This is a genomic window from Pseudomonas sp. GW821-FHT02B10 (genome assembly GCF_059421865.1).
Map to the genome: position 1 here is coordinate 402,683 of NZ_JBWKVU010000003.1, position 22,844 is coordinate 425,526.

Consider the following 22,844-nt stretch of genomic DNA (forward strand, 5'->3'; position numbering starts at 1 on the left):
ATGGGCAGGGCCGTTCAGGCCGGCAACAGCTGCATCGCATCGGCTTTCGACAGCGCGCTTTCCTGGGCCAGGAGCGCCAGCAGCTCAGGCTCAATCGATGCCTCCGGACGCAGCGGATCGCGGGGCAGCAGCTTGTGCTGGAGCAGCAGGTGGGCCAGGGCCAGGCGCCGGTAATCGGGGGCCTGGCGGCTCGCTTCCCAGGCCATGAAGATCGCCGTGGCGGTGTGATAAAGGGCACTGCCGGCCAGGCGCACCTGGTCGTCGCGGCGCTCTTGCGCGACCTTTTCGATGGCCGCGACCGCACGTTGCAGGACCGTCTCGAACAGGCGCTGGCTGGCCGCCGGCAGGTCAGCCTCGGCGAGCAGGCCGGCGAGGTAGTGCCGCAGCGGCTCCAGGGCCTGCTCGCGGGTCACGGCGCGGGCGATATCCAACGCGACGATGTTGCTGGTGCCCTCCCAGATCGAGCCCAGGTGGGCATCGCGCACCAGCCGCGCATCGCTCCACTCCTCGATGTAGCCAACCCCGCCGCGTACTTCCATGGCGTCCCCGGTGACCCGACGCGCATCGCGGCAGGCGCGGAACTTGACCAGCGGGGTGAGGATGCGCACGCACTTGCGCGCCGCCTCGTCACCGGCATCGGCCTTGGGCAGCAGCGTGGCGATCTGCATGAACATCGAACGGGCCTGCTCGGCGGGCAGCATCATTTTCAGCAGCTGGCGCTGCATCAGCGGCATCTCGATCAGATGGCGGCCAAAGGCCCGGCGCTGGCGGGCGACATACAGCGCCTCGTTGACCCCGCGACGCATCAGCCCGGCGGCCCGCACCCCGTTGGACAGGCGCGACATGTTGATCATGTCGGCCATCTGCTGGAAGCCGCGGCCGACCTCGCCGATCAGGTAGGCGGTGGCGCCGTCCAGGCTGATTTCGCCGCTGGCCATGGAGCGGCTGCCCAGCTTGTCCTTCAGGCGCAGGATCCGGTAGGCGTTGCGCGAGCCATCGGGGCGGACCTTCGGCAGCAGGAACAGGCTGACCCCCTTCAGGCCTTCCGGTGCGTCTTCCGGACGGGCCAGGACCATGGCCAGGTCGGCGTCCGGGTTGGAGCAGAACCACTTGTCGCCGAACAGCCGCCACTCGCCGTTCTCCAGGCGCGCGCGGGTTTCGGTGCACGACACGTCGGAGCCGGCCGCCTGTTCGGTCATGAACATCGCGCCCTGGAACAAGCGGTCGAAATCCCGCGAGGCCAGGGACGGCAGATAGCGCGCCACCAGCTCCGGCGAGCCGAACTTGCGCAGGGTACGGGTCAGCGAGTCGGTCATGCTCACCGGGCAGCACAGGCCGAACTCGGCCTGCACGAAAAGGAAGGTCAGGGCGTACTTGACCAGCGGCAGCACCGGCTCGGCGCAATGACTCATGGAGGCCAGGCCCAGCTCGGCATAGGCGGCGCGCTCCAGGGCGATGAAGTCCGGGTGCTTGTAAATGCTCTGCAGGTCTTCGCCACGGCGGGTGCGCGGCCGCAGTTGCGGCGGGTTCTTGTCCGCCGAGAGTGCCAGCACATCCAGCTCGCCACCGGCCCGCGCACCGAGCTGGCGCAGGCTCGGCAACCACTGGGCGTACAGTTGCGGCGCCAGGTAGACCTTGAGCAGGGCCGCCAGCCCGGCGTCGCAATCGAACAGGTTCAGGCCCCGGCTATCGGGGATATTCAGGGTGTCTTGGATAGGTTCAGGCAGGGCAGTCATGGCGTCTCTCCAGGCTCTTGTGCCCCGAGACTAGAGTCGCCATCAATAAGTATCTAATACAAAATCAATCCACTACGATAAGAAAACCAGATCGTAAAGCGAGGACGCCAGCATGGATCTCAAACAGCTTCGTTACTTCGTCGCGGTCGCCGAAGAGCTGCATTTCGGTCGGGCCGCCACTCGCCTGTTCATCTCTCAGCCGGCCCTGAGCTTCGACATCAAGAAGCTCGAGAGCCAGCTGGACGTGCAGTTGCTGAGCCGCAACAACAAGTCGGTGAGCCTGACCAACGCCGGCCAGGTGCTGCTCGACGAAGCCCGTTACCTGCTGCTGCGGGCCGAGCAGGCGCGGCGCCTGACCCTGCGTTCGGCCCAGGGTTTCGTCGGCCGGCTGAGCATTGGCTTCGTCAACTCGATCCTGCACCGTGGCCTGCCGCAAGCGGTGAAGACCTTCGAGCAGGATCACCCGGACACCGAGATCGTGCTGATGGAGATGAACAGCGCCGAGCAGGCCCAGGCACTGCAGCGCGGGCAGATCGATATCGGCTTCGTGCACTGGAGCCACTTTCCCGAGAGCATCCGCGGCGAGCCGGTCCTCGCCGAGCCCTTCCTCTGTTGTCTGCCCCAGGGTCACCGGCTGGCGGACAAGGCGCGCATCGACCTGGCGCAGCTGGCCAACGACGACTTCATCCTGTTCCCACGCAATGTCTCGCCGCACTACCACGACCTGATCATCGCGCGCTGCGTGGCAGCCGGGTTCAGCCCGCGTATCCGCCACGAAACCCGGCTCTGGCAAACGGTGGTGGCGATGGTGGCGTATGAAATGGGCGTGGCCCTGGTCCCGCAGACCCTGGCCGGCACCTGGAAAGAGGGTGTGCATTACTGCGAAATCAGCGGCGACGGGGCGTTGTCCGAGGTCCACGCCATCCGCCATGCCGACAAACCGTCGGCCGCCGCGGAGAGTTTCCTGACCGTGCTCAAGGCCCTGCAAAAGCCCGTGGCGCCGGGACTTTGAGGGCTGTCGACCATACGAAATCCCGTATCACACAATAAGATTTAATCATTATTTTTTTCATTCCTGCCTGTATAGGCTCCGTGCCGTCGGACCTTGCAAGTACGTGATGCGCCCATTCGTGCAACGAGTATCCGGAGCCGTCGTCAGACGAACCTCCCGCGGCGCAAATAACAATAACAACATGCAGGAATTGAATATGAATGCCGCCCAGCACGCTGCCGCGCACAAGAAAGCCCGCAAGGCGGGAATCGCTTCGTTCATCGGCACGACCATCGAATGGTATGACTTCTACGCCTACGGAATCGCCGCCGCGCTGGTCTTCGGCAAGGTGTTCTTCCCCGCCGACCTGCCTGCGGGCACCGCCACCCTGCTGTCGTTTTTGACCCTCTGGGCCGGCTTCATCGCCCGCCCCATCGGCGGCATCATCTTCGGCCACTTGGGCGACAAGATCGGGCGCAAGACCACCCTGGTGATCACCCTGATCATGATGGGCGTGGCCACCACCTGCATCGGCCTGCTGCCGACCTACCTGCAGATCGGCATCTGGGCGCCGATTGCCCTGGTGGTGCTGCGCATCGTCCAGGGCATCGCGGTGGGTGGCGAATGGGGCGGCGCCATCCTCATCGCCAGCGAAAGCGCGCCCAAGGGCAAAGGCATTCTGTATGCGGCGTTCGCCCAACAGGGCTCGCCGGCCGGCAACCTGCTGGCGACCCTGGTGTTCTTCGGCCTCAGCGCCCTGCCCGCGCCGGACTTTTTGCTGTGGGGCTGGCGCATTCCGTTCCTGCTCTCGGCGGCACTGGTCCTGGTGGGCATGGTGATTCGCCTCAAGCTCGAAGAGTCGGACGACATGAAGCGCCTGATCCAGCAGAAAAAGACCGTCAAGCTGCCGATCCTGGAGGTCCTGCGCAAACACTGGCAGATCGTGCTGCTGGGGGCCGGCGTGCTGCCGATCATCCATGTCACCTACTTCAAGAGCACCTTTGCCCTGTCCTGGGCCACCAAGGAGCTGGGCTACAGCCAGAGCACCTTTCTCAGCGTGATCGTCATCGCCCTGGTAGTGCAGTTCATCACCCAGCCCCTGGGCGCGGTGCTGGTTTCCAGGATGGACATGCGCAAGGCCGTGGTGCTGATGCTGCTGCCGGAGTTCTTCCTGATGCCGGCGATGTTCTTCGCCGTGGAAACCGGCGTCTACTGGATCGCCGTGCTCGGCATGTGCCTGGCCACCGTGCCGCACTCGATGTTCTATGGCGCCGTCGGCGGCATCCTGGCCCGCGCCTTTCCGACCAGGGTGCGCTACAGCGGTCTGTCGATTTCCTACCAGCTCTGTTCCTTGCTGGTGGGCGGCGCCACGCCGGTCCTGGCCCAGGGCATTCTCAACAACACCGGAAGCATTCTCGGCGTGGCCATCGCCTCCGCTGGCTATGCCCTGGTGTCCCTGGTGTGCATGCTCCTGCTGCTCAAGCGCATCGGCCACAACGCCGCCGACCTGTCCACCGCCGAGCAGGCGGACGCCGACGAACTGGCCCGGGAACCCCGCGCCACGCTACCGGACGAGGAGCCGATCGCGACGCAGCAGGCTATCGACAAGGCCCCACATCCCGCCCACTGAGACGCTATCCGCCGCACACTTCCAGGCCCGCCAGCACGCGGGCCTTTTTGCGTGCGCGGCGAATTCTGGACCGGCGCGCGGCTAGCCATTCTTTAGCGCAACCCCGGACAAATCGCACTATATTGGTGCATCAGGCTGCACCTTCCCCCATCCACAGCCCATTTTGGTTCGAAAGTACCCAGCGCAGCCGGCAAAACGCTGCGAAACACAACTTTAAACGTCCGTTTCAGGGCTCGAGCGCTTCTTTTCGGAGCCTTGGTTTGGTTTTTGCATTTTCTCGATACCAGCGCCTTATTCGCGCGCGCAATCCTGGGCCGGCCCGGGATTGCCTTGTTTCAAAAGAGGTCAACATTTACCCATGACCATCAGCGATCAACTGCACCGCTTGCTACTCGACAACCTGACCACCGCGACCATCCTGCTCAACGCCGACCTGCGCCTTGAGTACATGAACCCGGCGGCGGAGATGTTGTTGGCCATCAGTGGCCAGCGCAGCCATGGGCAATTCATCAGCGAACTGTTCACCGAGTCGGCCGAAGCCCTGAGCTCCCTGCGCCAGGCGGTGGAACAGGCGCACCCGTTCACCAAGCGCGAAGCCATGCTCACCGCGCTGACCGGCCAGACCCTGACCGTGGACTACGCGGTGACGCCGATCCTGAGCAATGGCGACACCCTGCTGTTGCTGGAAGTCCACCCCCGCGACCGCCTGCTGCGGATCACCAAGGAAGAGGCCCAGCTGTCCAAGCAGGAAACCAGCAAGATGCTGGTGCGCGGCCTGGCCCACGAGATCAAGAACCCCCTCGGCGGGATTCGCGGTGCCGCCCAGTTGCTGGCCCGCGAACTGCCGGACGAGAACCTCAAGGACTACACCAACGTCATCATCGAAGAGGCCGACCGCCTGCGAAACCTGGTGGACCGCATGCTCGGCTCCAACAAGCTGCCGTCGCTGGCCCTGTGCAACGTGCACGAAGTGCTGGAGCGCGTGAGCAGCCTGGTGGAAGCCGAAAGCCAGGGCTGCATCACCCTGGTGCGCGACTACGACCCGAGCATTCCCGATGTGCTGATCGACCGCGAACAGATGATCCAGGCGGTGCTCAACATCGTGCGCAACGCCATGCAGGCCATCAGCAGCCAGAACGAGCTGCGCCTGGGCCGCATCAGCCTGCGCACCCGCACCATGCGCCAGTTCACCATCGGCCACGTGCGCCACCGCCTGGTGACCAAGATCGAGATCATCGACAACGGCCCGGGGATCCCCGCAGAACTCCAGGAAACCATCTTCTTCCCCATGGTCAGCGGCCGTCCGGACGGTACCGGGCTGGGCCTGGCCATTACCCAGAACATCATCAGCCAGCACCAGGGCCTGATCGAGTGTGACAGCCATCCCGGCCACACCACGTTCTCGATCTTTCTGCCACTGGAACAAGGAGCCCCATCGACATGAGCCGTAGTGAAACCGTGTGGATCGTCGATGACGACCGTTCTATCCGTTGGGTTCTGGAGAAAGCCTTGCAACAGGAAGGCATGACCACCCAGAGCTTCGATAGCGCCGATGGTGTGATGAGTCGCCTGGCCCGCCAGCAACCGGACGTGATCATTTCCGACATCCGCATGCCCGGCGCCAGTGGCCTGGACCTGCTGGCGCGGATCCGCGAGCAGCACCCGCGCCTGCCGGTGATCATCATGACCGCGCATTCCGACCTGGACAGCGCTGTCGCCTCCTATCAAGGCGGCGCCTTCGAGTACCTGCCCAAGCCGTTCGATGTTGACGAAGCGGTGTCCCTGGTCAAGCGCGCCAACCAGCACGCCCAGGAGCAGCAGGGCCTGGAGGTGATCCCGGCGCTGGCTCGTACCCCGGAAATCATCGGTGAAGCGCCGGCGATGCAGGAGGTGTTCCGCGCCATCGGTCGCCTCAGCCACTCCAACATCACCGTGCTGATCAACGGTGAGTCCGGTACCGGTAAAGAGCTGGTGGCCCACGCCCTGCACCGCCACAGCCCGCGGGCGGCTTCGCCGTTCATCGCGCTGAACATGGCGGCGATCCCCAAGGACCTGATGGAATCCGAGCTGTTCGGCCATGAAAAAGGCGCCTTCACCGGCGCGGCCAACCTGCGGCGCGGGCGCTTCGAACAGGCCGACGGCGGCACCCTGTTCCTCGACGAGATCGGCGACATGCCGGCCGACACCCAGACCCGCCTGCTGCGGGTGCTGGCCGATGGCGAGTTCTACCGGGTCGGCGGGCATACGCCGGTCAAGGTCGATGTGCGCATCATCGCCGCGACCCACCAGAACCTGGAAACCCTGGTGCACGCCGGCAAGTTCCGCGAGGACCTGTTCCATCGCCTGAACGTGATCCGCATCCATATCCCGCGCCTGTCGGACCGTCGCGAAGACATTCCGACCCTGGCCAAGCACTTCCTCAGCCGCGCCGCCCAGGAGCTGGCCGTCGAGCCCAAGCTGCTGAAAAGCGAGACCGAGGAATACCTGAAGAACCTGCCGTGGCCCGGCAACGTGCGCCAGTTGGAGAACACTTGCCGCTGGATCACCGTGATGGCTTCGGGTCGCGAGGTGCATATCAGCGACCTGCCGCCGGAACTGCTGAGCCTGCCGCAGGATTCGGCGCCGGTGACCAACTGGGAGCAGGCCCTGCGCCAGTGGGCCGACCAGGCCCTGGCACGCGGCCAGTCGAGCCTGCTGGACAGCGCGGTGCCGAGCTTCGAGCGGATCATGATCGAGACCGCCCTCAAGCACACCGCCGGCCGCCGCCGCGACGCCGCCGTGCTGCTGGGCTGGGGCCGCAACACCCTGACGCGCAAGATCAAGGAGTTGGGGATGAAGGTCGACGGCGGGGATGACGACGACAGCGACGAGGGCTGAGCCGCGTAATCCCCTGTAGCCGCTGCCGCAGGCTGCGATAAGGCCGAAGGCCTTCAGCGATCTTGAGATCCTGCGCGCCCTTCGGTCGCGAGCGCAGCCTTCGGCAGCGGCTACAGGGCAAGACATTCGTGTTGTGCCGAATGACAGATCCAATCGCGGGCAAGCCTCGCTCCTACAGATGAAGGTGTTCTGTAGGAGCGAGGCTTGCCCGCGAAGCTTTTTGTGCACCGCAATGGTGAGCCTGCACTGCCCGAATGCGCGGCTGGACGTGGGATTTCCCCCGTGGGCGATCTCGATTTCTCTCGCAAAAACATATCCGCACAACGGCGAAAGCCCCGTAAACCGGAGCTTTCAGCTTTTCTTGAAAATTCGCTTAACCGTTTAAGCCGAAATTGGCACGCCCCCTGCAAAGACAAGATCATGAGTGCAGTCACTCACCCGTTTTGGGGACCTTGGTACAGGCAGGCCGAGAATCCCCTTCTTTACACCCGGAACCCATACCGCTCGCAGCGACGGGTTCCACCCGGTTTGGGGAACCCTGGTACAGGCAGGCCAGGGATTCCCTCTTTAACACCCGGGCTCATCACGCTCACAGCGACGAGCCCCACCCGTTTCGGGAACCTTGGTACAGGCAGGCCGGGGATTCCCTCTTTACACCGGGCCCAGCGCAATCAGCGCGGCCCTCACGCTTTTGGGAACCTTGGTACAGGCAGGCCGGGGCTTCCCCTCTTTACACCAGGCCCGGCGCAATCAGCGCCCAGCCCTCACGCTTTTGGGGACCTTGGTACAGGCAGGCCGGGAATCCCCTCTTTTATTCCTCGCGCAGCTGGACTTCCAGGCGCCAGCGCCCGTCGACCTCGCTGCCCGACCACTCGGCGTGCAGCGCTCTTGCTGCGACCACATTCAACAGCAACCCTTCCTCAGCCGCCCGCACCCGCCAGTTGGCATCCTTGTCGTTGATCTTCAACTGGCCCTTCTGCGCTCGCCCCTCGGCTTCGAACAACAGCGCCACGGCCCCGTCGATGTGCTCGCCATGAACCTTGGGCTCGTTGTTGAACCACACCACCAAGGCATTGGGCTGGGCCTGCACTTCCTGCAGCTCGGTGGGGTCCGGGGTGGTGAGGCGACCGATCATCAACCCGACCATCACGCCAAAGATCGCCAGCGAGCCGAATACCCGCAGCATTAGCTTCGGCCGGACGTCCGCTTCAGGCGTAGAATGCGGCCTGTCTTTTTCTTCGGAGCCGTGCATGTTTCACGTCATCCTTTTTCAACCAGAAATTCCGCCGAATACCGGCAACGTAATCAGGCTGTGCGCCAATAGCGGCTGCCACCTGCATTTGATCGAACCGCTGGGTTTCGAAATGGACGACAAGCGCCTGCGCCGGGCCGGCCTCGACTACCACGAGTACGCCACCCTGCAGCGCCATGCCGACCTCGCCAGCTGTCTTGAAAGCCTAGGCCATCCGCGCCTGTTCGCCTTCACCACCAAGGGCTCGCGACCTTTCCACGACGCCAGCTTCGCCGAGGGCGATGCCTTCCTGTTCGGCCCGGAAAGCCGTGGCCTGCCCGCCGAGGTACTGCACGCCCTGCCCGCCGAACAACGCCTGCGCCTGCCCATGCGCGAAGGCTGCCGCAGCCTGAACCTGTCCAACACCGTGGCGGTGGCCGTCTACGAAGCCTGGCGCCAGCTGGGCTTCAAATAAGCCCCCACCTCCGACTCCTTGTAGCCGCTGCCGCAGGCTGCGATAAGGCCGAAGGCCTTCAGCGTGCTCAAGACCTGGCGCCCCCTTCGGAGGCGATCGCAGCCTTCGGCAGCGGCTACAGGTTTGGCTCCGGTCTCGGCGTCAACCTCGAAACCTTGGGCCCGAACATGAAAAAAGCGCCTGAAACGGCGCTTTTTTCATGGAACCCGGCAGCTTATTGAACGGTGCCTTCACCGGCCGCCTGCAGGCGTTGCAGCTCTTGCGCGTACAGCGCGTCGAAGTTCACCGGAGCCAGCATCAGGGCCGGGAACGAACCGCGGGTCACCAGGCTGTCCAGCGCTTCGCGAGCGTACGGGAACAGGATGTTCGGGCAGAACGCGCCCAGGGTGTGGCTCATCGAAGCGTCGTCCAGGTTCTTGATCAGGAAGATACCGGCCTGTTGCACTTCGGCGATGAACGCCACTTCGTCGCCGTTCTTCACGGTGACCGACAGGGTCAGCACGACTTCGTGGAAACCCTCTTCCAGCGCCTTCTGACGGGTGTTCAGGTCCAGGCCGACGCTCGGCTCCCACTGCTGGCGGAAGATCGCCGGGCTTTTCGGAGCTTCGAAAGACAGGTCACGCACATAGATACGCTGCAGCGAGAATTGCGGTGCGGATTCGTCTTCGGTCGCAGCGGTGTTCTGTTGGTCAGTCATCTCAGATCCTTCTTGATCTCGGGGTCATGTAGGGTTTGCTGAACTTGGGTGGTCAGTCAGGCCGCGAGCAGCGCGTCGAGCTTGCCGGCGCGCTCCAGGGCGAACAGATCGTCACAACCGCCCACATGGGTGCTGCCGATCCAGATCTGCGGCACGGACGTACGCCCGGCCTTCTGGGCCATTTCGGCGCGAACCTGCGGCTTGCCGTCGACCTTGATCTCTTCGAAGGCTACGCCTTTGTTCTCGAGCAGGTACTTGGCCCGCGAGCAGTAGGGGCAGTAATCGCTGGAATAGACGACGACGGCAGCCATATCACTTCACCAGCGGCAGGTTGTCGGCTTTCCAGCTGCCAACGCCGCCGGACAGCTTGGCGGCGGTGAAGCCGGACTTCATCAGCTCGCGAGCGTGGGTGCCGGCGTGCTGACCCAGGGCGTCGACCAGAATGATGGTCTTGGCCTTGTGCTTTTCCAGCTCGCCCACGCGGGCGGCCAGTTTGTCTTGAGGGATGTTCAACGCGCCGACGATATGGCCCGCGGCGAAGTCCTTGGTCGGACGGATATCGATCACCACGCCCTGCTCGCTGTTCACCAGCGCGGTCAGTTCACGGGTGCTGAGGCTGCGGCCGCCGCGGCTCAACTCGTGAGCGATCAACAGAGCCAGCAAGATGACGAAGGCGCCGACGAGCAAGTAGTGTTCAGTGGCGAATTGAATCAGGTGAGCAACCATCAAGGAGGTTCCAGGGCGTTAAAATGTCGGCCAGTATACACAGCCCTCCGGGTCGGCCAAACCCCGCCCGGCGGTGACGCCACCGGAACTTGGCTGTAGGACGTGTTGACCCTCAATGGCGATCGCGCCGCCGCCCCGTAAAACGCAAGACTAGGCATGAGGAGCGTGGTTTGGCGTTTCAAATAAGCGACGAATAACGACGGATTGCGCTTTACGGGGCGCGGCCCTCCGGGTTTGCGCTGTGAGCGCGCCAGGCTGCGTTGCGGGACTTGGCAAGGAAACAACCCTTACCCTCGTCCCGCGCCTTGCCTGGCACGCTCACAGCGTAAACGCGACTCGCCATTGAGGGTCAACACGTCCTAAACTGCCACTCCCTTTTTCCAACATTCTCCCAATCCAGCCACGAGTGGAATCTATGACTACCACGCCTAAACCTTTGGTCCTGATGATTCTGGATGGCTTCGGTCACAGCGAGAGCCACGAATCCAACGCTATCTATGCGGCCAAGAAGCCGGTCCTCGACCGCCTGTGCGCCAGCGTGCCGAACGGCCTGATCTCGGGTTCGGGCATGGATGTCGGCCTGCCGGACGGCCAGATGGGCAACTCCGAAGTCGGCCACATGAACCTCGGTGCCGGCCGCGTGGTGTACCAGGATTTCACCCGTGTCACCAAAGCCATCCGCGATGGCGAGTTCTTCGAGAATCCGACCATTTGCGCCGCCGTGGATAAAGCCGTGGCCGCCGGCAAGGCCGTGCATATCCTCGGCCTGCTGTCCGATGGTGGCGTGCACAGCCACCAGGACCATCTGGTGGCCATGGCCGAACTGGCCTTCAAGCGTGGCGCCGAGAAGATCTACCTGCACGCCTTCCTTGACGGCCGCGACACCCCGCCAAAAAGCGCCACTTCGTCGATCGAACTGCTGGATGAAACCTTCAAGACCCTGGGCAAGGGCCGCATCGCCAGCCTGATCGGCCGCTACTTCGCCATGGACCGCGACAACCGCTGGGACCGCGTGGCCCAGGCTTACAACCTGATCGTCGACGGCAAGGGCGAATTCAACGCCGCCACCGCCCAGGAAGGCCTGCAGGCCGCCTACGAGCGTGGCGAAAGCGACGAGTTCGTCAAGGCCACCACCCTCGGCGAGCCGGTGAAAGTCGAGGACGGCGACGCCGTGGTGTTCATGAACTTTCGCGCCGACCGCGCCCGCGAGCTGAGCCGGGTATTCGTCGAGGACGGTTTCAAGGAATTCGAGCGCGCCCGCCAGCCGAAACTGGCCGGTTTCGTCATGCTGACCCAGTACGCGGCAAGCATTCCGGCCCCTTCGGCCTTTGCCCCGGGCAGCCTGGAAAACGTGCTGGGCGATTACCTGGCGAAAAACGGCAAGACCCAGCTGCGCATCGCCGAAACCGAAAAATACGCCCACGTGACCTTCTTCTTCTCCGGCGGCCGCGAAGAGCCGTTCCCGGGCGAAGAACGCATCCTGATCCCGTCGCCGAAAGTCGCCACCTACGACCTGCAGCCGGAAATGAGCGCGCCGGAAGTCACCGACCGGATCGTCGACGCCATCGAAAACCAGCGCTACGACGTGATCGTGGTCAACTACGCCAACGGCGACATGGTCGGCCACAGCGGCGTGTTCGACGCGGCAGTCAAGGCCGTCGAGTGCCTGGACCTGTGCGTCGGCCGCATCGTCGATGCCCTGGAAAAGGTCGGCGGCGAAGCCCTGATCACCGCCGACCACGGCAACGTCGAGCAGATGTCCGACGCCTCCACCGGCCAGGCCCACACCGCCCACACCAGCGAGCCGGTGCCGTTCATCTATGTAGGCAAGCGCGACCTGAAAGTCCGTGAAGGCGGAGTCCTGGCCGATGTGGCGCCGACCATGCTGAAACTGCTGGGCCTGCCGCAGCCCGCGGAAATGACTGGCACTTCGATACTGGTCTGATATCAAAAAGACCGAATAATGGGCCGTAAACGGCTTTTTATGACGAACGCCTCAAAGCAGTTGGCTTTGAGGCGTTTTTTTTGCAGCGAGGGGCGGGCATACTAGGCCGTCCCTTTCCCTGGTGTCGCCCGCCTCTATGCTTCGCGCCCTGATTACCCTTGCTCTGATCTGCCTGCTCCAACCGGCCTTCGCCGACGAGCGCGCGCAAACCCAACAGCAGTTGGACGCCACGCGTCAGGATATTGCCGAGCTGAAAAAGCTGCTGGGCAAGCTGCAGGAAGAAAAATCCGGCGTGCAGAAAGACCTGCGCGGCACCGAAACCGAGATGGGCAAGCTGGAAAAGCAGGTCGATGCCCTGCAAAAAGAGCTGAAGAAAAGCGAATCCGAGCTGCAGCGACTCGATGAGGAGAAAAAAAAACTCCAGAGCGCGCGCATTGAACAGCAACGACTGATCGCCATCCAGGCCCGCGCGGCCTACCAGAATGGCCGCCAGGAGTACCTCAAGCTGCTGCTCAACCAGCAGAACCCGGAAAAATTCGCCCGCACCCTGACCTATTACGACTACCTGAGCCAGGCCCGCCTGGAGCAGTTGAAGAATTTCAACGAGACCCTGCGCCAGCTGGCCAATGTCGAAAAGGAAATCTCCCTGCAGCAAGCCCAGCTGCTGGTGCAGAAAAGCAGCCTCGACACCCAGCGTGAAGAACTCGACAAGGTCCGCAAGGAACGCCAGGTGGCCCTGGCCAAGCTCAATGACGACGTGAAGGCCCGTGGCGACAAGCTCAAGGCCCGCGAACAGGACCAGGCCGATCTGGGCAAGGTACTGAAAACCATCGAGGAAACCCTGGCCCGCCAGGCCCGAGAGGCGGAAGAAGCGCGACAGAAAGCGCTGATTGCCCAGCAGGAAGCCGAAAAAAAGCGTTTGCGTGAGGCCCAGGCCAGTGCCGACGATAGCCCGAGCAAGCCGCCCCGAGCGACGCCCGGCCCCTTGGTTTCCAGTGCAGGCGCCTCCTATGGAGGCCCTTTTGCTTCATCCCGGGGAAAACTTCCATGGCCGGTTGATGGTCGACTGCTGGCGCGCTTCGGCGAAAGCCGCGGCGACGATGCCCGGACCAAGTGGGACGGGGTGATGATCAGCGCCTCGGCCGGCAGCCAGGTGCATGCCGTCCATGGCGGCCGTGTAGTGTTCGCCGACTGGTTGCGCGGCGCCGGCCTGCTGGTGATCCTCGACCATGGCAACGGCTACTTGAGCCTCTACGGACACAACCAGACGCTGCTTAAAGAAGCGGGCGATATCGTCAAGGCCGGCGAATCCATCTCCACTGTCGGTAGCAGTGGCGGACAGGGCGCGCCTGCACTGTACTTCGCTATTCGCCAGCAGGGTCGCCCAAGCGACCCGGCACAATGGTGCCGCGCGCAAGGATAAGCGCGCCATCTCATTCAGGAGTTCGTTCGACATGCTGCATTTGTCCCGCCTCACCTCGCTGGCCCTGACGATCGCTCTGGTGATCGGTGCGCCCCTGGCGTTCGCCGCCGAAACCGCTCAGTCGGCAGCCGCCACGACCACCAAGGCGCCATTGCCGCTCGAAGAGCTGCGCACCTTCGCCGAGGTCATGGACCGGATCAAGGCCGCCTATGTCGAACCCGTCGACGACAAGACCCTGCTGGAAAACGCCATCAAGGGCATGCTCAGCAACCTCGACCCGCATTCGGCCTACCTCGGCCCTGAAGACTTCGCCGAGCTGCAGGAAAGCACCAGCGGCGAGTTCGGCGGCCTGGGCATCGAAGTCGGCGCCGAGGACGGCATCATCAAGGTGGTGTCGCCGATCGACGACACCCCGGCGTCCAAGGCCGGCATCCAGGCCGGCGACCTGATCGTCAAGATCAACGGCCAGCCGACCCGCGGCCAGAGCATGACCGAAGCCGTGGACAAGATGCGCGGCAAGATCGGCCAGAAGATCACCCTGACCCTGGTACGCGACGGCGGTGCGCCGTTCGACGTGACCCTGGCCCGCGCCACCATCCAGGTGAAGAGCGTGAAGAGCCAGCTGCTGGAGTCGGGCTACGGCTACATCCGCATCACCCAGTTCCAGGTCAAGACCGGCGAGGAAGTCTCCAAGGCCCTGGCCAAGCTGCGCAAGGACAACGGCAAGAAGCTCAACGGCATCATCCTCGATTTGCGCAACAACCCGGGCGGCGTGCTGCAATCGGCGGTGGAAGTGGTCGACCACTTCATCACCAAGGGCCTGATCGTCTACACCAAGGGCCGCATCGCCAACTCCGAGCTGCGCTTCTCCGCCACCGGCAAGGACGAAAGCGAAGCGGTGCCGATGGTGGTGCTGATCAACGGCGGCAGCGCCTCGGCTTCGGAGATCGTCGCCGGCGCCCTGCAGGACCAGAAACGCGCGGTGCTGATGGGCACCACCAGCTTCGGCAAGGGCTCGGTACAAACCGTACTGCCGCTGAACAACGACCGTGCGCTGAAGATCACCACCGCGCTGTACTTCACGCCGAACGGCCGCTCGATCCAGGCCCAGGGCATCGTGCCGGACATCGAGGTGCGCCGCGCCAAGATCACCAGCGAAGCGCAGGACAACGAGTACTTCAAGGAAGCCGACCTGCAAGGTCACCTGGGCAATGGCAACGGCGGCGCCGACAAGCCGACCGCTTCCGGCAGCAAGCCCAAGCCGATGCCACAGGACGACGACTACCAGCTGGCCCAGGCCCTCAGCCTGCTCAAGGGCCTGAGCATCACCCGCAGCAAGTGATGGAAGCCATCGCGAGCAAGCCCGCCGCCTCCTCTGCAGGAGCGAAGCTTGCTCGCGATAGCGCCCTGATGACCGCCACACCCCGCCAAGGCTTTACCCGAACCCTATGCTTCAAACTTCCATGATCACTCACCGCCAACCCCTCCCACGGTTGTCGTGGAGGCTCATGATCGGGCTTCTGTGCCTCCTCGCCGTCACCTCGCTCCAAGCCGCCGAGCCCGCCCCGCGCAAGGCCTACCTGAGCCTGATCATCGACGACCTCGGGCAGAACCTGCCCCGCGATCGCCGCGTACTGGCCCTGCCCGGCCCGGTGACCACGGCGATCATGCCCGACACACCCCACGCCGCCGAGTTCGCCCGCGAAGCCCATCGCGCCGGCAAGATCGTCATCCTGCACATGCCCATGGACCCGGCTACCGGGCCCTTCGCCTGGCACCCCGAGCTGCCCATCGAAGAGCTGGAAAAGCGCCTCAACGCCGCCTTCAAGGCCGTGCCCTACACCAGCGGCATCAACAACCACATGGGCAGCCGCATGACCTCCCAGCCCCAGGCCATGGCCTGGCTGATGGCCGAGTTGCAGCGCCGCCACAAGTTCTTTGTCGACAGCCGCACCAGCGCCAAGACCGTGGCCGCCGCCGAGGCGCAGAAGATCGGCCTGGCCAGCGTGTCCCGCGATGTGTTCCTCGACGACGAACGCACCGAAGCGGCGATCGGCACCCAACTGCAGACCGCGATCAACCTGGCGCGCAAGCAGGGTTCGGCGGTGGTGATCGGCCATCCCTACCCGCAGACCCTGGCGGTGCTCGAACGCGAACTGCCCAGGCTCAAGGCCCAGGGCATCGACTGGATCGATATCAAGTTGATGATCAGCGTGCGCAGCAACAAGGCCATGGCCGGGCACGGCAAGGATGGGGTTTACCGCTGATGCCAGCATGCCCTGTAGCCGCTGCCGCAGGCTGCGATCGGGCGCGCAGTGGCCGCTAATGCGGCCAGCACATAATCCTGGGTGGCGTGGAATATCGTTGGCGACGGCTGCGCCGTCGATCGCAGCCTGCGGCAGCGGCTACAGGAGGTGGTCAGAGGTAGCGCCCCATGATTTCTTCCACCACGCCTTCCTCGCGCAGTTGATCCAGCGCGGCCTGCAGCCGGGCGACGGTCTCGTCCGGGACCTCTTTGTTCAGCGCCAGGTACAGCTGGGCGCTGTGGAAGCGCAGCACGGTCTTGAGCCCGGTCACGCCTTCCTGCCTGGCCAGATAGCGCCCGGCGGGATCGCCGGTGGCCCATAGGTCGATCTGGCCGCCGACCAGCTTCCTGGCGTTGTCCTGGTCCCTCAGCACCACCAGCGGCTTGAGTCCTTGCTTGGCCAGGGTCTCGGCAATGGCGTCGCCCTTGTAGGCGCCAATCCGGTATTTGCGCGCCTGCTCCAGAGATTGCAGGGCGATCTTGCTATCGCCCCGGGCCAGCATGATCCAGTCATCCGGGCCGATGGGGCCGACCCATTTGAACAGCGGCTCCCGGTCCGGCAGCCGCGCCATGACAAACACGCCGTACCCCGGCTGCTCCAGGGCGAGCTTGTAGATGCGCTCCCAGGGAAAACGCAGGGTCAGGCTGTAATTGATCCCGGCACGCTTGAACATTTCGCGGACGATATCCACGGCGATGCCGTTGATATTCTCGCCCTGGGCGAAGTTCTTGCCGTTCTTGGCCATGTTGTAGGGGGGGAAGTTTTCCGTCAGCAGCACCAGGGAGGTGCCTGGCGTTTGCGCTGCGCAAGCGCCTGCGGCGAAGAGGACCGAAGCGCTGGCAAGAACAAGAAGAAGACGTTTGAACATGACGGGCTACCGGAATCCATGGCGTGCCCAAGAGTGCCGCGAGCCCGCCATGCTGTCCAGTGGCTACCGCACGACGATGCCGCGGTGCGCCATATAAGCCTTGGCTTCCGGAACCGTGTATTCACCGAAGTGGAAGATACTTGCCGCCAGCACCGCGCTGGCGTGGCCTTCGAGGATGCCGTCGGCCAGGTGCTGCAGGTTGCCGACCCCGCCCGAGGCGATCACCGGAATGCCCAGGGCATCGCTGATGGCGCGGGTCACACCCAGGTCGAAGCCGTTCTTCATGCCGTCCTGGTCCATGCTGGTCAGCAGGATTTCGCCGGCGCCCAGGCCTTCCATCTTCTTCGCCCACTCCACCGCGTCCAGCCCGGTAGGTTTGCGCCCGCCGTGGGTGAAGATTTCCCAGCGCGGGGTTTCGCCCGGCCCGGAAACCTTCTTCGCATCGATGGCGACGACGATGCACTGCGAGCCGAAATGCTGCGCCGCTTCGCCGACGAACTCGGGGTTGAACACCGCCGCGGTGTTGATCGAGACCTTGTCCGCCCCGGCATTGAGCAGGTTGCGGATGTCCTGCACGGTGCGCACGCCACCGCCCACGGTCAGCGGGATGAACACCTGGCTGGCCATGCGCTCGACGGTATGCAGCGTGGTGTCGCGGCCATCGACGCTGGCGGTGATGTCGAGAAAGGTAATCTCGTCCGCGCCCTGCTCGTCGTAGCGACGGGCGATTTCCACCGGGTCGCCGGCGTCACGGATGTTCTCGAACTTGACGCCCTTGACCACCCGGCCGTTGTCCACGTCCAGGCAAGGGATGATGCGTTTAGCCAGCGCCATGGTGAGTCCTCAGCCTTGGTACGAATCGCAGAAGGCTTGCGCCTCGGCGACGTCGAGGGTGCCTTCGTAGATCGCGCGGCCGGTGATGGCGCCAATGATCCCCGGAGCCTTGGCGTCCAGCAGGGCCTTGATGTCGCCCAGGTTGTGGATACCGCCGGAAGCGATCACCGGGATCTTGGTGGCAGCGGCCAGGGCGGCGGTGAAGGGTACGTTGCAGCCCTGCATCATGCCGTCTTTGGCGATGTCGGTATAAACGATGGCGGACACGCCGTCGGCTTCGAAGCGCTTGGCCAGGTCGATGACCTGCACGCTGCTGACCTCGGCCCAGCCGTCGGTGGCGACGAAACCGTCCTTGGCGTCCAGGCCGACGATCACTTTGCCCGGGAAGGCGCGGCAGGCTTGCGCAACGAACTCCGGCTCTTTCACCGCCTTGGTGCCGATGATCACGTAGCTCACGCCGGCCTTGACGTAGTGTTCGATGGTTTCCAGCGAGCGGATGCCGCCACCGATCTGGATCGGCAGGTTCGGGTAGCGCTTGGCGATGGCGGTGACCACTTCACCGTTGACCGGCTGGCCTTCGAAGGCGCCGTTCAGGTCGACCAGATGCAGACGGCGGCAGCCGCCCTCCACCCACTTGGCAGCCATGCTCACCGGGTCATCGGAGAACACCGTGGAATCTTCCATGCGGCCCTGGCGCAGACGTACACAGGCACCGTCTTTGAGATCGATAGCGGGGATAATCAGCATCTGGCAAACCTTCAAATTCGATTGTTCAGCTTCACTCGGAAATCAGTTTTTCTCGAGCGCCCACAGGTCGCTTTCGATGCTTTCGAACCGCTCTTTGAGCTGGGCCTGCACATCGAAAATCGCCCTGTTGTAATAGTGCGGAGCAATTTCGCGGGTAAAGAGTTCAAGAATCTCGGCCGCCTCGAACGAGCCCAGGTCGAGCTCGAAGCGATCTGCCATGAAGCGCTGGATCTTGTGATTGGCCTCACTCTCCTGCTCGGGGGTGAGGGTCAGGATCGGCGCCTTCTTCTTGACCGCCATTTACCAGCGACCGTCCCACGCCGCGAAGTTCTGCAGCAATTGCAGGCCATGGGTATGGCTTTTCTCCGGGTGGAACTGCACGGCGAAGCGCGAGCCCTCGGCCAGCGCCGCGGCGAAATCGACGCCGTAGTGGCCGCTACCTACCACCTGCCGCGCGTTGCCGGCGGCGATGTAGTAGCTGTGCACGAAGTAGAAGCGCGCCAGGTCCGGGATGTTGTGCCACAGCGGATGGCTCACCGCCTGTTTCACTTCGTTCCAGCCCATGTGCGGGACTTTCAGGTGCTCGCCGTCCTCATGCAGGCCCTTGCCGAAGAACTTCACCTGGCCGGGGAACAGGCCGATGCAGTCGACGCCGTCGTTCTCTTCGCTGTGGTCGAGCAAGGCTTGCATGCCCACGCAGATACCGAGGAACGGGCGGTCCTGGCTGACTTCACGCACCAGCGCGTCGAAGCCCAAGCGACGGATCTCCGCCATGCAGTCGCGAATCGCGCCGACGCCGGGGAATACCACCCGGTCGGCTTCGCGAATCACATTGGCATCGCTGGTGATCAGCACCTTGCCGGCGCCAACGTGCTCGAGGGCCTTGGCCACCGAGTGCAGGTTGCCCATGCCGTAATCGATAACCGCGACCGTCTGCATTACAGCACGCCCTTGGTCGAAGGCATCTGCCCGGCCATGCGGTCATCCAGCTCCACGGCCATGCGCAGCGCGCGGCCGAAAGCCTTGAACACGGTTTCGATCTGGTGGTGGGTGTTGTGCCCACGCAGGTTGTCGATGTGCAGGGTGACGTTGGCGTGGTTGACGAAGCCCTGGAAGAATTCCTGGAACAGGTCGACATCGAAGCCGCCCACGGTGGCGCGGGTGTAAGGCACATGCATCTGCAGGCCAGGGCGGCCGGAGAAGTCGATCACCACGCGCGACAGCGCTTCATCGAGCGGCACGTAGGCGTGGCCGTAGCGACGGATGCCCTTCTTGTCGCCGATGGCTTTGGTGAAGGCCTGACCCAGGGTGATACCGACATCCTCCACGGTGTGGTGGTCGTCGATATGCAAGTCGCCTTTGCTTTCGATATCCAGGTCGATCAGCCCGTGACGGGCGATCTGGTCCAGCATGTGCTCAAGGAAGGGAACCCCGATATCGAATCGGGCCTTTCCGGTGCCATCCAGGTTGATCGAGGCTTTGATCTGGGTTTCCAGAGTGTCGCGCTCGACGGACGCCTTACGTTCGGCCATCACCAGCTCCGCAAAATCATTGGGCGAAAAAGGCGATCATTATAGGCCGGACGGCGGCTAAACAGGAACACGCAGGACAAGATCCTGACGGGCTGAAGCCAATAAAGCCGGGGCTGTACCTGTCATGACAAGCAATATGAAATCGCTGGCCGCTACCGAAGCCTCCCGAAAGCCCACGGCCGATCGCAAATCTTCTGTAGGAGCGAGGCTTGCCCGCGAACAGGATCGCGCGGTGCATCAGGTATACCCCGCTATCGTTCGCTCATCGCGGGCAAGCCTCGCTCCTACAGAAAAAGGTCGATGCGCCTGGCAGCAATACCAGGCGCAATCACTTAGTGGAACAACACCGCGGTCTTCTGCAGGGTGACCCACACGCCCCACGCCAGCGGAATACCCACCACCAGCCAGGCGGCGACCGCCAGCGGCACGCTGCCGGACGAGGCCTTCCACTCCAGCACGGTGGTGCTGTCCGCGCCCTTGTCATGGCCCAGCGCCTGTTCGGCGGCCAGCTCGGCGTCGCTCATGAAGTACTTGTCGGCCACCGGACGCACCAGCAGGTTGCACAGGAAGCCCAGCACCAGCAGGCCGGCAAGGATGTACAGGGTGATGTCGTAGGCCGCGGCGCGCTCGACACCGATGCTCAGCTGATACTCACGCAGGTAGTTCACCAGCACCGGACCCAGTACGCCTGCCGCCGCCCAGGCGGTCAGCAGGCGACCGTGGATTGCGCCCACCATCTGGGTGCCGAACAGGTCCGCCAGGTAGGCCGGAACCGTGGCGAAACCGCCGCCGTACATCGACAGGATGATGCAGAACGCTGCCACGAACAGCGCGACATTGCCCAGGTGCCCGAGGTTCGGGATCAGCGCATACAGGGCAAAACCCAGGGCGAAGAACACGAAGTAGGTGTTCTTGCGTCCCAGGTAGTCGGAGAACGACGCCCAGAAGAAACGGCCACCGATGTTGAACAGGCTCAGCAGGCCGGTGAAGCCGGCGGCGATCGCAGCGATCGACGCCAGTTGCGAGGCATCCAGCTGACCGAAGGCCAGTTCATTGCCCAGCAGCTTGCCGGCGAAGACTTCCTGCAACAGCGGCGAAGCCATGCCGAGGATGCCGATACCCGCGGAAACGTTCAGGCACAGCACCAGCCATACCAGGCGGAACTGCGGGGTTTTCCAGGCCACATTCACATGCACGTGACGGTGGGTGATCATCGCGTTCGCGGCTTTTTTCGCCGGCGGGGTCCAGCCCTCGGGCTTCCAGCCGGTCGGCGGCACGCGGTACGACAGCGCGCCACCGATCATGAACACGAAGTAGATCGCCGCCATCACCAGGAAGCTCTGCCAGACGCCGACGCCGGTTGGCGAAGCGAAATGGCTCATCAGTGCCGCCGCCAATGGCGCACCGACCATCGCGCCACCGCCGAAGCCCATGATCGCCATGCCGGTGGCCATGCCGCGCTTGTCCGGGAACCATTTGATCAGGGTCGACACCGGCGAGATGTAACCCAGGCCCAGGCCGATACCGCCGATCACGCCGGAGCCGAGCCACATCAGCCAGATCTGGTGGGTATAGATACCCAGCGCCGAAATCAGCAGGCCGCCGCACCAGCACAGCGCCGACACCACACCGGCCTTGCGCGGGCCGGCGTGCTCCAGCCAGCCGCCCCAGATCGCCGCGGAGCAGCCGAGGAAAATGAAGAACAGGGTATAGATCCAGCCGAGCATCGAGATCGGCCAATCGCACTGGGACGAAAAGACCTGCGCGATAAAGCTCATGTCCGGGGCGCAGGCCACCGGGGCGGTCACGCCCAGGGCCTTGGACAGCGGCAACCAGAACACCGAGAAGCCGTAGGCCATGCCGATGCACAGGTGGATGGCCAGGGCGGCCGGTGGAACCAGCCAACGGTTGAAACCGGGCTTGGCGATGATGCGTTCTTTGGACAAGAACGCCGGCTGGGCGGCAATCGCGCCCGCCTCGGTGCTAGTGCTCATGAGTGTTTCCCCCAATTATTGGAATTATTCGCCGGCCACTCTCCACTCACGACCTTTGCACGCAGACGTGGCCGTTTTATCGAGTGAAGCTCCATAGAGTGCGACTTTTGGTCGCGGAAGGGCAGATGAACTGCGAGAGATTACCATTTGCTCGTGACAGAAAAAGCAAACTGCCATCACCTTTTCAGCGTCATCTGCTCCGAAAGACGGCAATAACGCTTCTGTAGGAGCCAGGCTTGCCGGCGGTGGGCGTTATGCGGTGTGTCAGACAGAACGCTTCGCGGGCAAGCCTCGCTCCTACAGAAGCCTGCCCCTCGCCAGCCCGCGCGCTGCTGTCGATAATGGCCAGCCATTCCTTCGCTCTGCACAGGATTCCCCATGCCCATCGTTGTCGAGTCGCTGAAACAAGCCAGCTATCAGGATCAACAGGACCTGCAGAAGGTCTACCGCGACGCCCCGCCCTGGCTGTTCGCCCCGCAGCGCGACGATATGGAACTGATCGAGACCGCCCTGGGCGACGGCAGCCTGATCGCCGGGCGCTTCAACGACCGTCTGCTGGGCGCCGCCCGCCTGCAACGGCACCAAGACGCCTGGCACCTGTCCCAAATGTGTGTGCGCAAGATCACCCGGCGTCGCGGCGTGGCCGAGCGACTGGTGAGCGAAGCCCGGACAATGGCCGCCCGGCATGGCGCCACCTTGCGCCTGCTGGCCCCCGCCGGGCACCTCGAAGCCCAGGCGCTGGCGGCCAAGCTGCAGATACCGCTGGATGTGCTGCAAAGCGATCAGTGACCAGTGGCCAGGCCCGGGGCGTTATACTCCCTGGCTAAATTCG

22 protein-coding genes are annotated in these 22,844 nt (G+C 63.8%); 10 read left to right on the forward strand and 12 right to left on the reverse strand.

Annotated features, from left to right (window positions below; translation table 11 throughout):
- Nucleotides 1-14 precede the first annotated feature (14 nt).
- On the reverse strand, nucleotides 15-1,736 hold the full coding sequence (locus AC07VU_RS09225; protein ID WP_274305281.1) for an acyl-CoA dehydrogenase family protein: 1,722 nt from the start codon (nucleotides 1,734-1,736) through the stop codon (nucleotides 15-17).
- A gap of 112 nt (nucleotides 1,737-1,848) precedes the next feature.
- Between AC07VU_RS09225 and AC07VU_RS09230 the strand changes: the two genes are divergently transcribed.
- The 4 genes from AC07VU_RS09230 (at nucleotide 1,849) to ntrC (ending at nucleotide 7,234) form a co-directional block, all read left to right on the forward strand.
- The gene (locus AC07VU_RS09230; RefSeq protein WP_274305280.1) at nucleotides 1,849-2,748 is read left to right on the forward strand and encodes a LysR family transcriptional regulator; all 900 of its coding nucleotides are present in this window, start codon (nucleotides 1,849-1,851) and stop codon (nucleotides 2,746-2,748) included.
- A gap of 196 nt (nucleotides 2,749-2,944) precedes the next feature.
- Complete coding sequence (locus AC07VU_RS09235) at nucleotides 2,945-4,357, forward strand: MFS transporter (protein WP_277587676.1); 1,413 nt, start codon at nucleotides 2,945-2,947, stop codon at nucleotides 4,355-4,357.
- A gap of 358 nt (nucleotides 4,358-4,715) precedes the next feature.
- A complete protein-coding gene (gene glnL / locus AC07VU_RS09240) occupies nucleotides 4,716-5,801 on the forward strand; it encodes a nitrogen regulation protein NR(II) (protein WP_007929942.1) in 1,086 nt (361 codons plus the stop codon).
- Entirely contained in the window at nucleotides 5,798-7,234 is a 1,437-nt protein-coding gene (ntrC, locus tag AC07VU_RS09245; RefSeq protein ID WP_007929941.1) for a nitrogen regulation protein NR(I), read from the forward strand. Before glnL ends, ntrC begins: the two co-directional genes overlap by 4 nt.
- Nucleotides 7,235-8,045: 811 nt before the next feature.
- Here the strand turns inward: ntrC and AC07VU_RS09250 are convergent.
- The gene (locus AC07VU_RS09250; RefSeq protein WP_101336593.1) at nucleotides 8,046-8,486 is read right to left on the reverse strand and encodes a hypothetical protein; all 441 of its coding nucleotides are present in this window, start codon (nucleotides 8,484-8,486) and stop codon (nucleotides 8,046-8,048) included.
- Between AC07VU_RS09250 and trmL the strand changes: the two genes are divergently transcribed.
- On the forward strand, nucleotides 8,485-8,940 hold the full coding sequence (gene trmL, locus AC07VU_RS09255; RefSeq protein WP_274305278.1) for a tRNA (uridine(34)/cytosine(34)/5-carboxymethylaminomethyluridine(34)-2'-O)-methyltransferase TrmL: 456 nt from the start codon (nucleotides 8,485-8,487) through the stop codon (nucleotides 8,938-8,940). The genes AC07VU_RS09250 and trmL overlap by 2 nt on opposite strands.
- Before the next feature lie 214 nt (nucleotides 8,941-9,154).
- On the opposite strand, the gene secB is transcribed toward trmL, so the two are convergent.
- Genes secB through AC07VU_RS09270 form a run of 3 tightly spaced genes read right to left on the reverse strand, consistent with a single transcriptional unit; the run spans nucleotide 9,155 to nucleotide 10,363 of the window.
- A complete protein-coding gene (gene secB / locus AC07VU_RS09260; protein WP_007930826.1) occupies nucleotides 9,155-9,637 on the reverse strand; it encodes a protein-export chaperone SecB in 483 nt (160 codons plus the stop codon).
- Nucleotides 9,638-9,693: 56 nt separating this feature from the next.
- Nucleotides 9,694-9,948 carry a glutaredoxin 3 gene (grxC, locus tag AC07VU_RS09265; protein WP_007930824.1) on the reverse strand — a complete coding sequence of 85 codons (255 nt, stop codon included), beginning with the start codon at nucleotides 9,946-9,948 and terminating at the stop codon, nucleotides 9,694-9,696.
- A gap of 1 nt (nucleotide 9,949) precedes the next feature.
- Nucleotides 9,950-10,363 carry a rhodanese-like domain-containing protein gene (locus AC07VU_RS09270; RefSeq protein WP_007930821.1) on the reverse strand — a complete coding sequence of 138 codons (414 nt, stop codon included), beginning with the start codon at nucleotides 10,361-10,363 and terminating at the stop codon, nucleotides 9,950-9,952.
- A gap of 415 nt (nucleotides 10,364-10,778) precedes the next feature.
- Here AC07VU_RS09270 and gpmI point away from each other — a divergent pair, with 415 nt between their 5' ends.
- From gpmI to AC07VU_RS09290, 4 genes are all read left to right on the forward strand, one after another.
- The gene (gene gpmI / locus AC07VU_RS09275) at nucleotides 10,779-12,308 is read left to right on the forward strand and encodes a 2,3-bisphosphoglycerate-independent phosphoglycerate mutase (protein ID WP_007930819.1); all 1,530 of its coding nucleotides are present in this window, start codon (nucleotides 10,779-10,781) and stop codon (nucleotides 12,306-12,308) included.
- Between the two features lie 136 nt (nucleotides 12,309-12,444).
- Nucleotides 12,445-13,731 carry a murein hydrolase activator EnvC family protein gene (locus AC07VU_RS09280; protein ID WP_495029758.1) on the forward strand — a complete coding sequence of 429 codons (1,287 nt, stop codon included), beginning with the start codon at nucleotides 12,445-12,447 and terminating at the stop codon, nucleotides 13,729-13,731.
- 31 nt (nucleotides 13,732-13,762) lie between these two features.
- Nucleotides 13,763-15,073 (forward strand): S41 family peptidase, encoded by a 1,311-nt coding sequence (locus tag AC07VU_RS09285; RefSeq protein WP_009041761.1) that lies wholly within the window; start codon nucleotides 13,763-13,765, stop codon nucleotides 15,071-15,073.
- Nucleotides 15,074-15,239: 166 nt separating this feature from the next.
- A complete protein-coding gene (locus tag AC07VU_RS09290) occupies nucleotides 15,240-15,998 on the forward strand; it encodes a divergent polysaccharide deacetylase family protein (RefSeq protein WP_495029759.1) in 759 nt (252 codons plus the stop codon).
- A gap of 151 nt (nucleotides 15,999-16,149) precedes the next feature.
- Here AC07VU_RS09290 and AC07VU_RS09295 read toward each other — a convergent pair whose 3' ends face one another.
- The 7 genes from AC07VU_RS09295 to AC07VU_RS09325 form a co-directional block, all read right to left on the reverse strand.
- On the reverse strand, nucleotides 16,150-16,905 hold the full coding sequence (locus tag AC07VU_RS09295) for a substrate-binding periplasmic protein (RefSeq protein WP_009041759.1): 756 nt from the start codon (nucleotides 16,903-16,905) through the stop codon (nucleotides 16,150-16,152).
- 63 nt (nucleotides 16,906-16,968) lie between these two features.
- A complete protein-coding gene (gene hisF / locus AC07VU_RS09300) occupies nucleotides 16,969-17,739 on the reverse strand; it encodes an imidazole glycerol phosphate synthase subunit HisF (RefSeq protein ID WP_007921812.1) in 771 nt (256 codons plus the stop codon).
- A gap of 9 nt (nucleotides 17,740-17,748) precedes the next feature.
- The gene (gene hisA / locus AC07VU_RS09305; RefSeq protein ID WP_019093879.1) at nucleotides 17,749-18,486 is read right to left on the reverse strand and encodes a 1-(5-phosphoribosyl)-5-[(5-phosphoribosylamino)methylideneamino]imidazole-4-carboxamide isomerase; all 738 of its coding nucleotides are present in this window, start codon (nucleotides 18,484-18,486) and stop codon (nucleotides 17,749-17,751) included.
- Nucleotides 18,487-18,528: 42 nt separating this feature from the next.
- Entirely contained in the window at nucleotides 18,529-18,786 is a 258-nt protein-coding gene (locus AC07VU_RS09310; RefSeq protein WP_009041757.1) for a DUF2164 domain-containing protein, read from the reverse strand.
- A complete protein-coding gene (hisH, locus tag AC07VU_RS09315; RefSeq protein WP_025808284.1) occupies nucleotides 18,787-19,425 on the reverse strand; it encodes an imidazole glycerol phosphate synthase subunit HisH in 639 nt (212 codons plus the stop codon).
- The gene (gene hisB, locus AC07VU_RS09320) at nucleotides 19,425-20,018 is read right to left on the reverse strand and encodes an imidazoleglycerol-phosphate dehydratase HisB (protein ID WP_007921806.1); all 594 of its coding nucleotides are present in this window, start codon (nucleotides 20,016-20,018) and stop codon (nucleotides 19,425-19,427) included. The genes hisH and hisB overlap by 1 nt, the downstream gene beginning before the upstream one ends.
- A gap of 332 nt (nucleotides 20,019-20,350) precedes the next feature.
- Complete coding sequence (locus tag AC07VU_RS09325) at nucleotides 20,351-22,012, reverse strand: OFA family MFS transporter (RefSeq protein ID WP_087089685.1); 1,662 nt, start codon at nucleotides 22,010-22,012, stop codon at nucleotides 20,351-20,353.
- 378 nt (nucleotides 22,013-22,390) lie between these two features.
- Between AC07VU_RS09325 and AC07VU_RS09330 the strand changes: the two genes are divergently transcribed.
- On the forward strand, nucleotides 22,391-22,801 hold the full coding sequence (locus AC07VU_RS09330) for an acetyl-CoA sensor PanZ family protein (RefSeq protein ID WP_495029760.1): 411 nt from the start codon (nucleotides 22,391-22,393) through the stop codon (nucleotides 22,799-22,801).
- Nucleotides 22,802-22,844: the final 43 nt, after the last annotated feature.

What these genes read in the sequence shown, in the direction of transcription:
- glnL (WP_007929942.1), top strand. Translation starts at nt 4,716, where the DNA reads ATGACCATCAGCGATCAACTGCACCGCTTGCTACTCGACAACCTGACC.
- hisH (WP_025808284.1), bottom strand. Translation starts at nt 19,425, where the DNA reads ATGCAGACGGTCGCGGTTATCGATTACGGCATGGGCAACCTGCACTCG.
- AC07VU_RS09230 (WP_274305280.1), top strand. Translation starts at nt 1,849, where the DNA reads ATGGATCTCAAACAGCTTCGTTACTTCGTCGCGGTCGCCGAAGAGCTG.
- hisF (WP_007921812.1), bottom strand. Translation starts at nt 17,739, where the DNA reads ATGGCGCTGGCTAAACGCATCATCCCTTGCCTGGACGTGGACAACGGC.
- secB (WP_007930826.1), bottom strand. Translation starts at nt 9,637, where the DNA reads ATGACTGACCAACAGAACACCGCTGCGACCGAAGACGAATCCGCACCG.
- AC07VU_RS09280 (WP_495029758.1), top strand. Translation starts at nt 12,445, where the DNA reads ATGCTTCGCGCCCTGATTACCCTTGCTCTGATCTGCCTGCTCCAACCG.
- hisB (WP_007921806.1), bottom strand. Translation starts at nt 20,018, where the DNA reads ATGGCCGAACGTAAGGCGTCCGTCGAGCGCGACACTCTGGAAACCCAG.
- AC07VU_RS09235 (WP_277587676.1), top strand. Translation starts at nt 2,945, where the DNA reads ATGAATGCCGCCCAGCACGCTGCCGCGCACAAGAAAGCCCGCAAGGCG.
- AC07VU_RS09270 (WP_007930821.1), bottom strand. Translation starts at nt 10,363, where the DNA reads ATGGTTGCTCACCTGATTCAATTCGCCACTGAACACTACTTGCTCGTC.
- AC07VU_RS09225 (WP_274305281.1), bottom strand. Translation starts at nt 1,736, where the DNA reads ATGACTGCCCTGCCTGAACCTATCCAAGACACCCTGAATATCCCCGAT.
- AC07VU_RS09285 (WP_009041761.1), top strand. Translation starts at nt 13,763, where the DNA reads ATGCTGCATTTGTCCCGCCTCACCTCGCTGGCCCTGACGATCGCTCTG.
- AC07VU_RS09330 (WP_495029760.1), top strand. Translation starts at nt 22,391, where the DNA reads ATGCCCATCGTTGTCGAGTCGCTGAAACAAGCCAGCTATCAGGATCAA.
- AC07VU_RS09325 (WP_087089685.1), bottom strand. Translation starts at nt 22,012, where the DNA reads ATGAGCACTAGCACCGAGGCGGGCGCGATTGCCGCCCAGCCGGCGTTC.
- AC07VU_RS09290 (WP_495029759.1), top strand. Translation starts at nt 15,240, where the DNA reads ATGATCGGGCTTCTGTGCCTCCTCGCCGTCACCTCGCTCCAAGCCGCC.
- trmL (WP_274305278.1), top strand. Translation starts at nt 8,485, where the DNA reads ATGTTTCACGTCATCCTTTTTCAACCAGAAATTCCGCCGAATACCGGC.
- grxC (WP_007930824.1), bottom strand. Translation starts at nt 9,948, where the DNA reads ATGGCTGCCGTCGTCGTCTATTCCAGCGATTACTGCCCCTACTGCTCG.
- AC07VU_RS09310 (WP_009041757.1), bottom strand. Translation starts at nt 18,786, where the DNA reads ATGGCGGTCAAGAAGAAGGCGCCGATCCTGACCCTCACCCCCGAGCAG.
- ntrC (WP_007929941.1), top strand. Translation starts at nt 5,798, where the DNA reads ATGAGCCGTAGTGAAACCGTGTGGATCGTCGATGACGACCGTTCTATC.
- AC07VU_RS09250 (WP_101336593.1), bottom strand. Translation starts at nt 8,486, where the DNA reads ATGCACGGCTCCGAAGAAAAAGACAGGCCGCATTCTACGCCTGAAGCG.
- AC07VU_RS09295 (WP_009041759.1), bottom strand. Translation starts at nt 16,905, where the DNA reads ATGTTCAAACGTCTTCTTCTTGTTCTTGCCAGCGCTTCGGTCCTCTTC.
- gpmI (WP_007930819.1), top strand. Translation starts at nt 10,779, where the DNA reads ATGACTACCACGCCTAAACCTTTGGTCCTGATGATTCTGGATGGCTTC.
- hisA (WP_019093879.1), bottom strand. Translation starts at nt 18,486, where the DNA reads ATGCTGATTATCCCCGCTATCGATCTCAAAGACGGTGCCTGTGTACGT.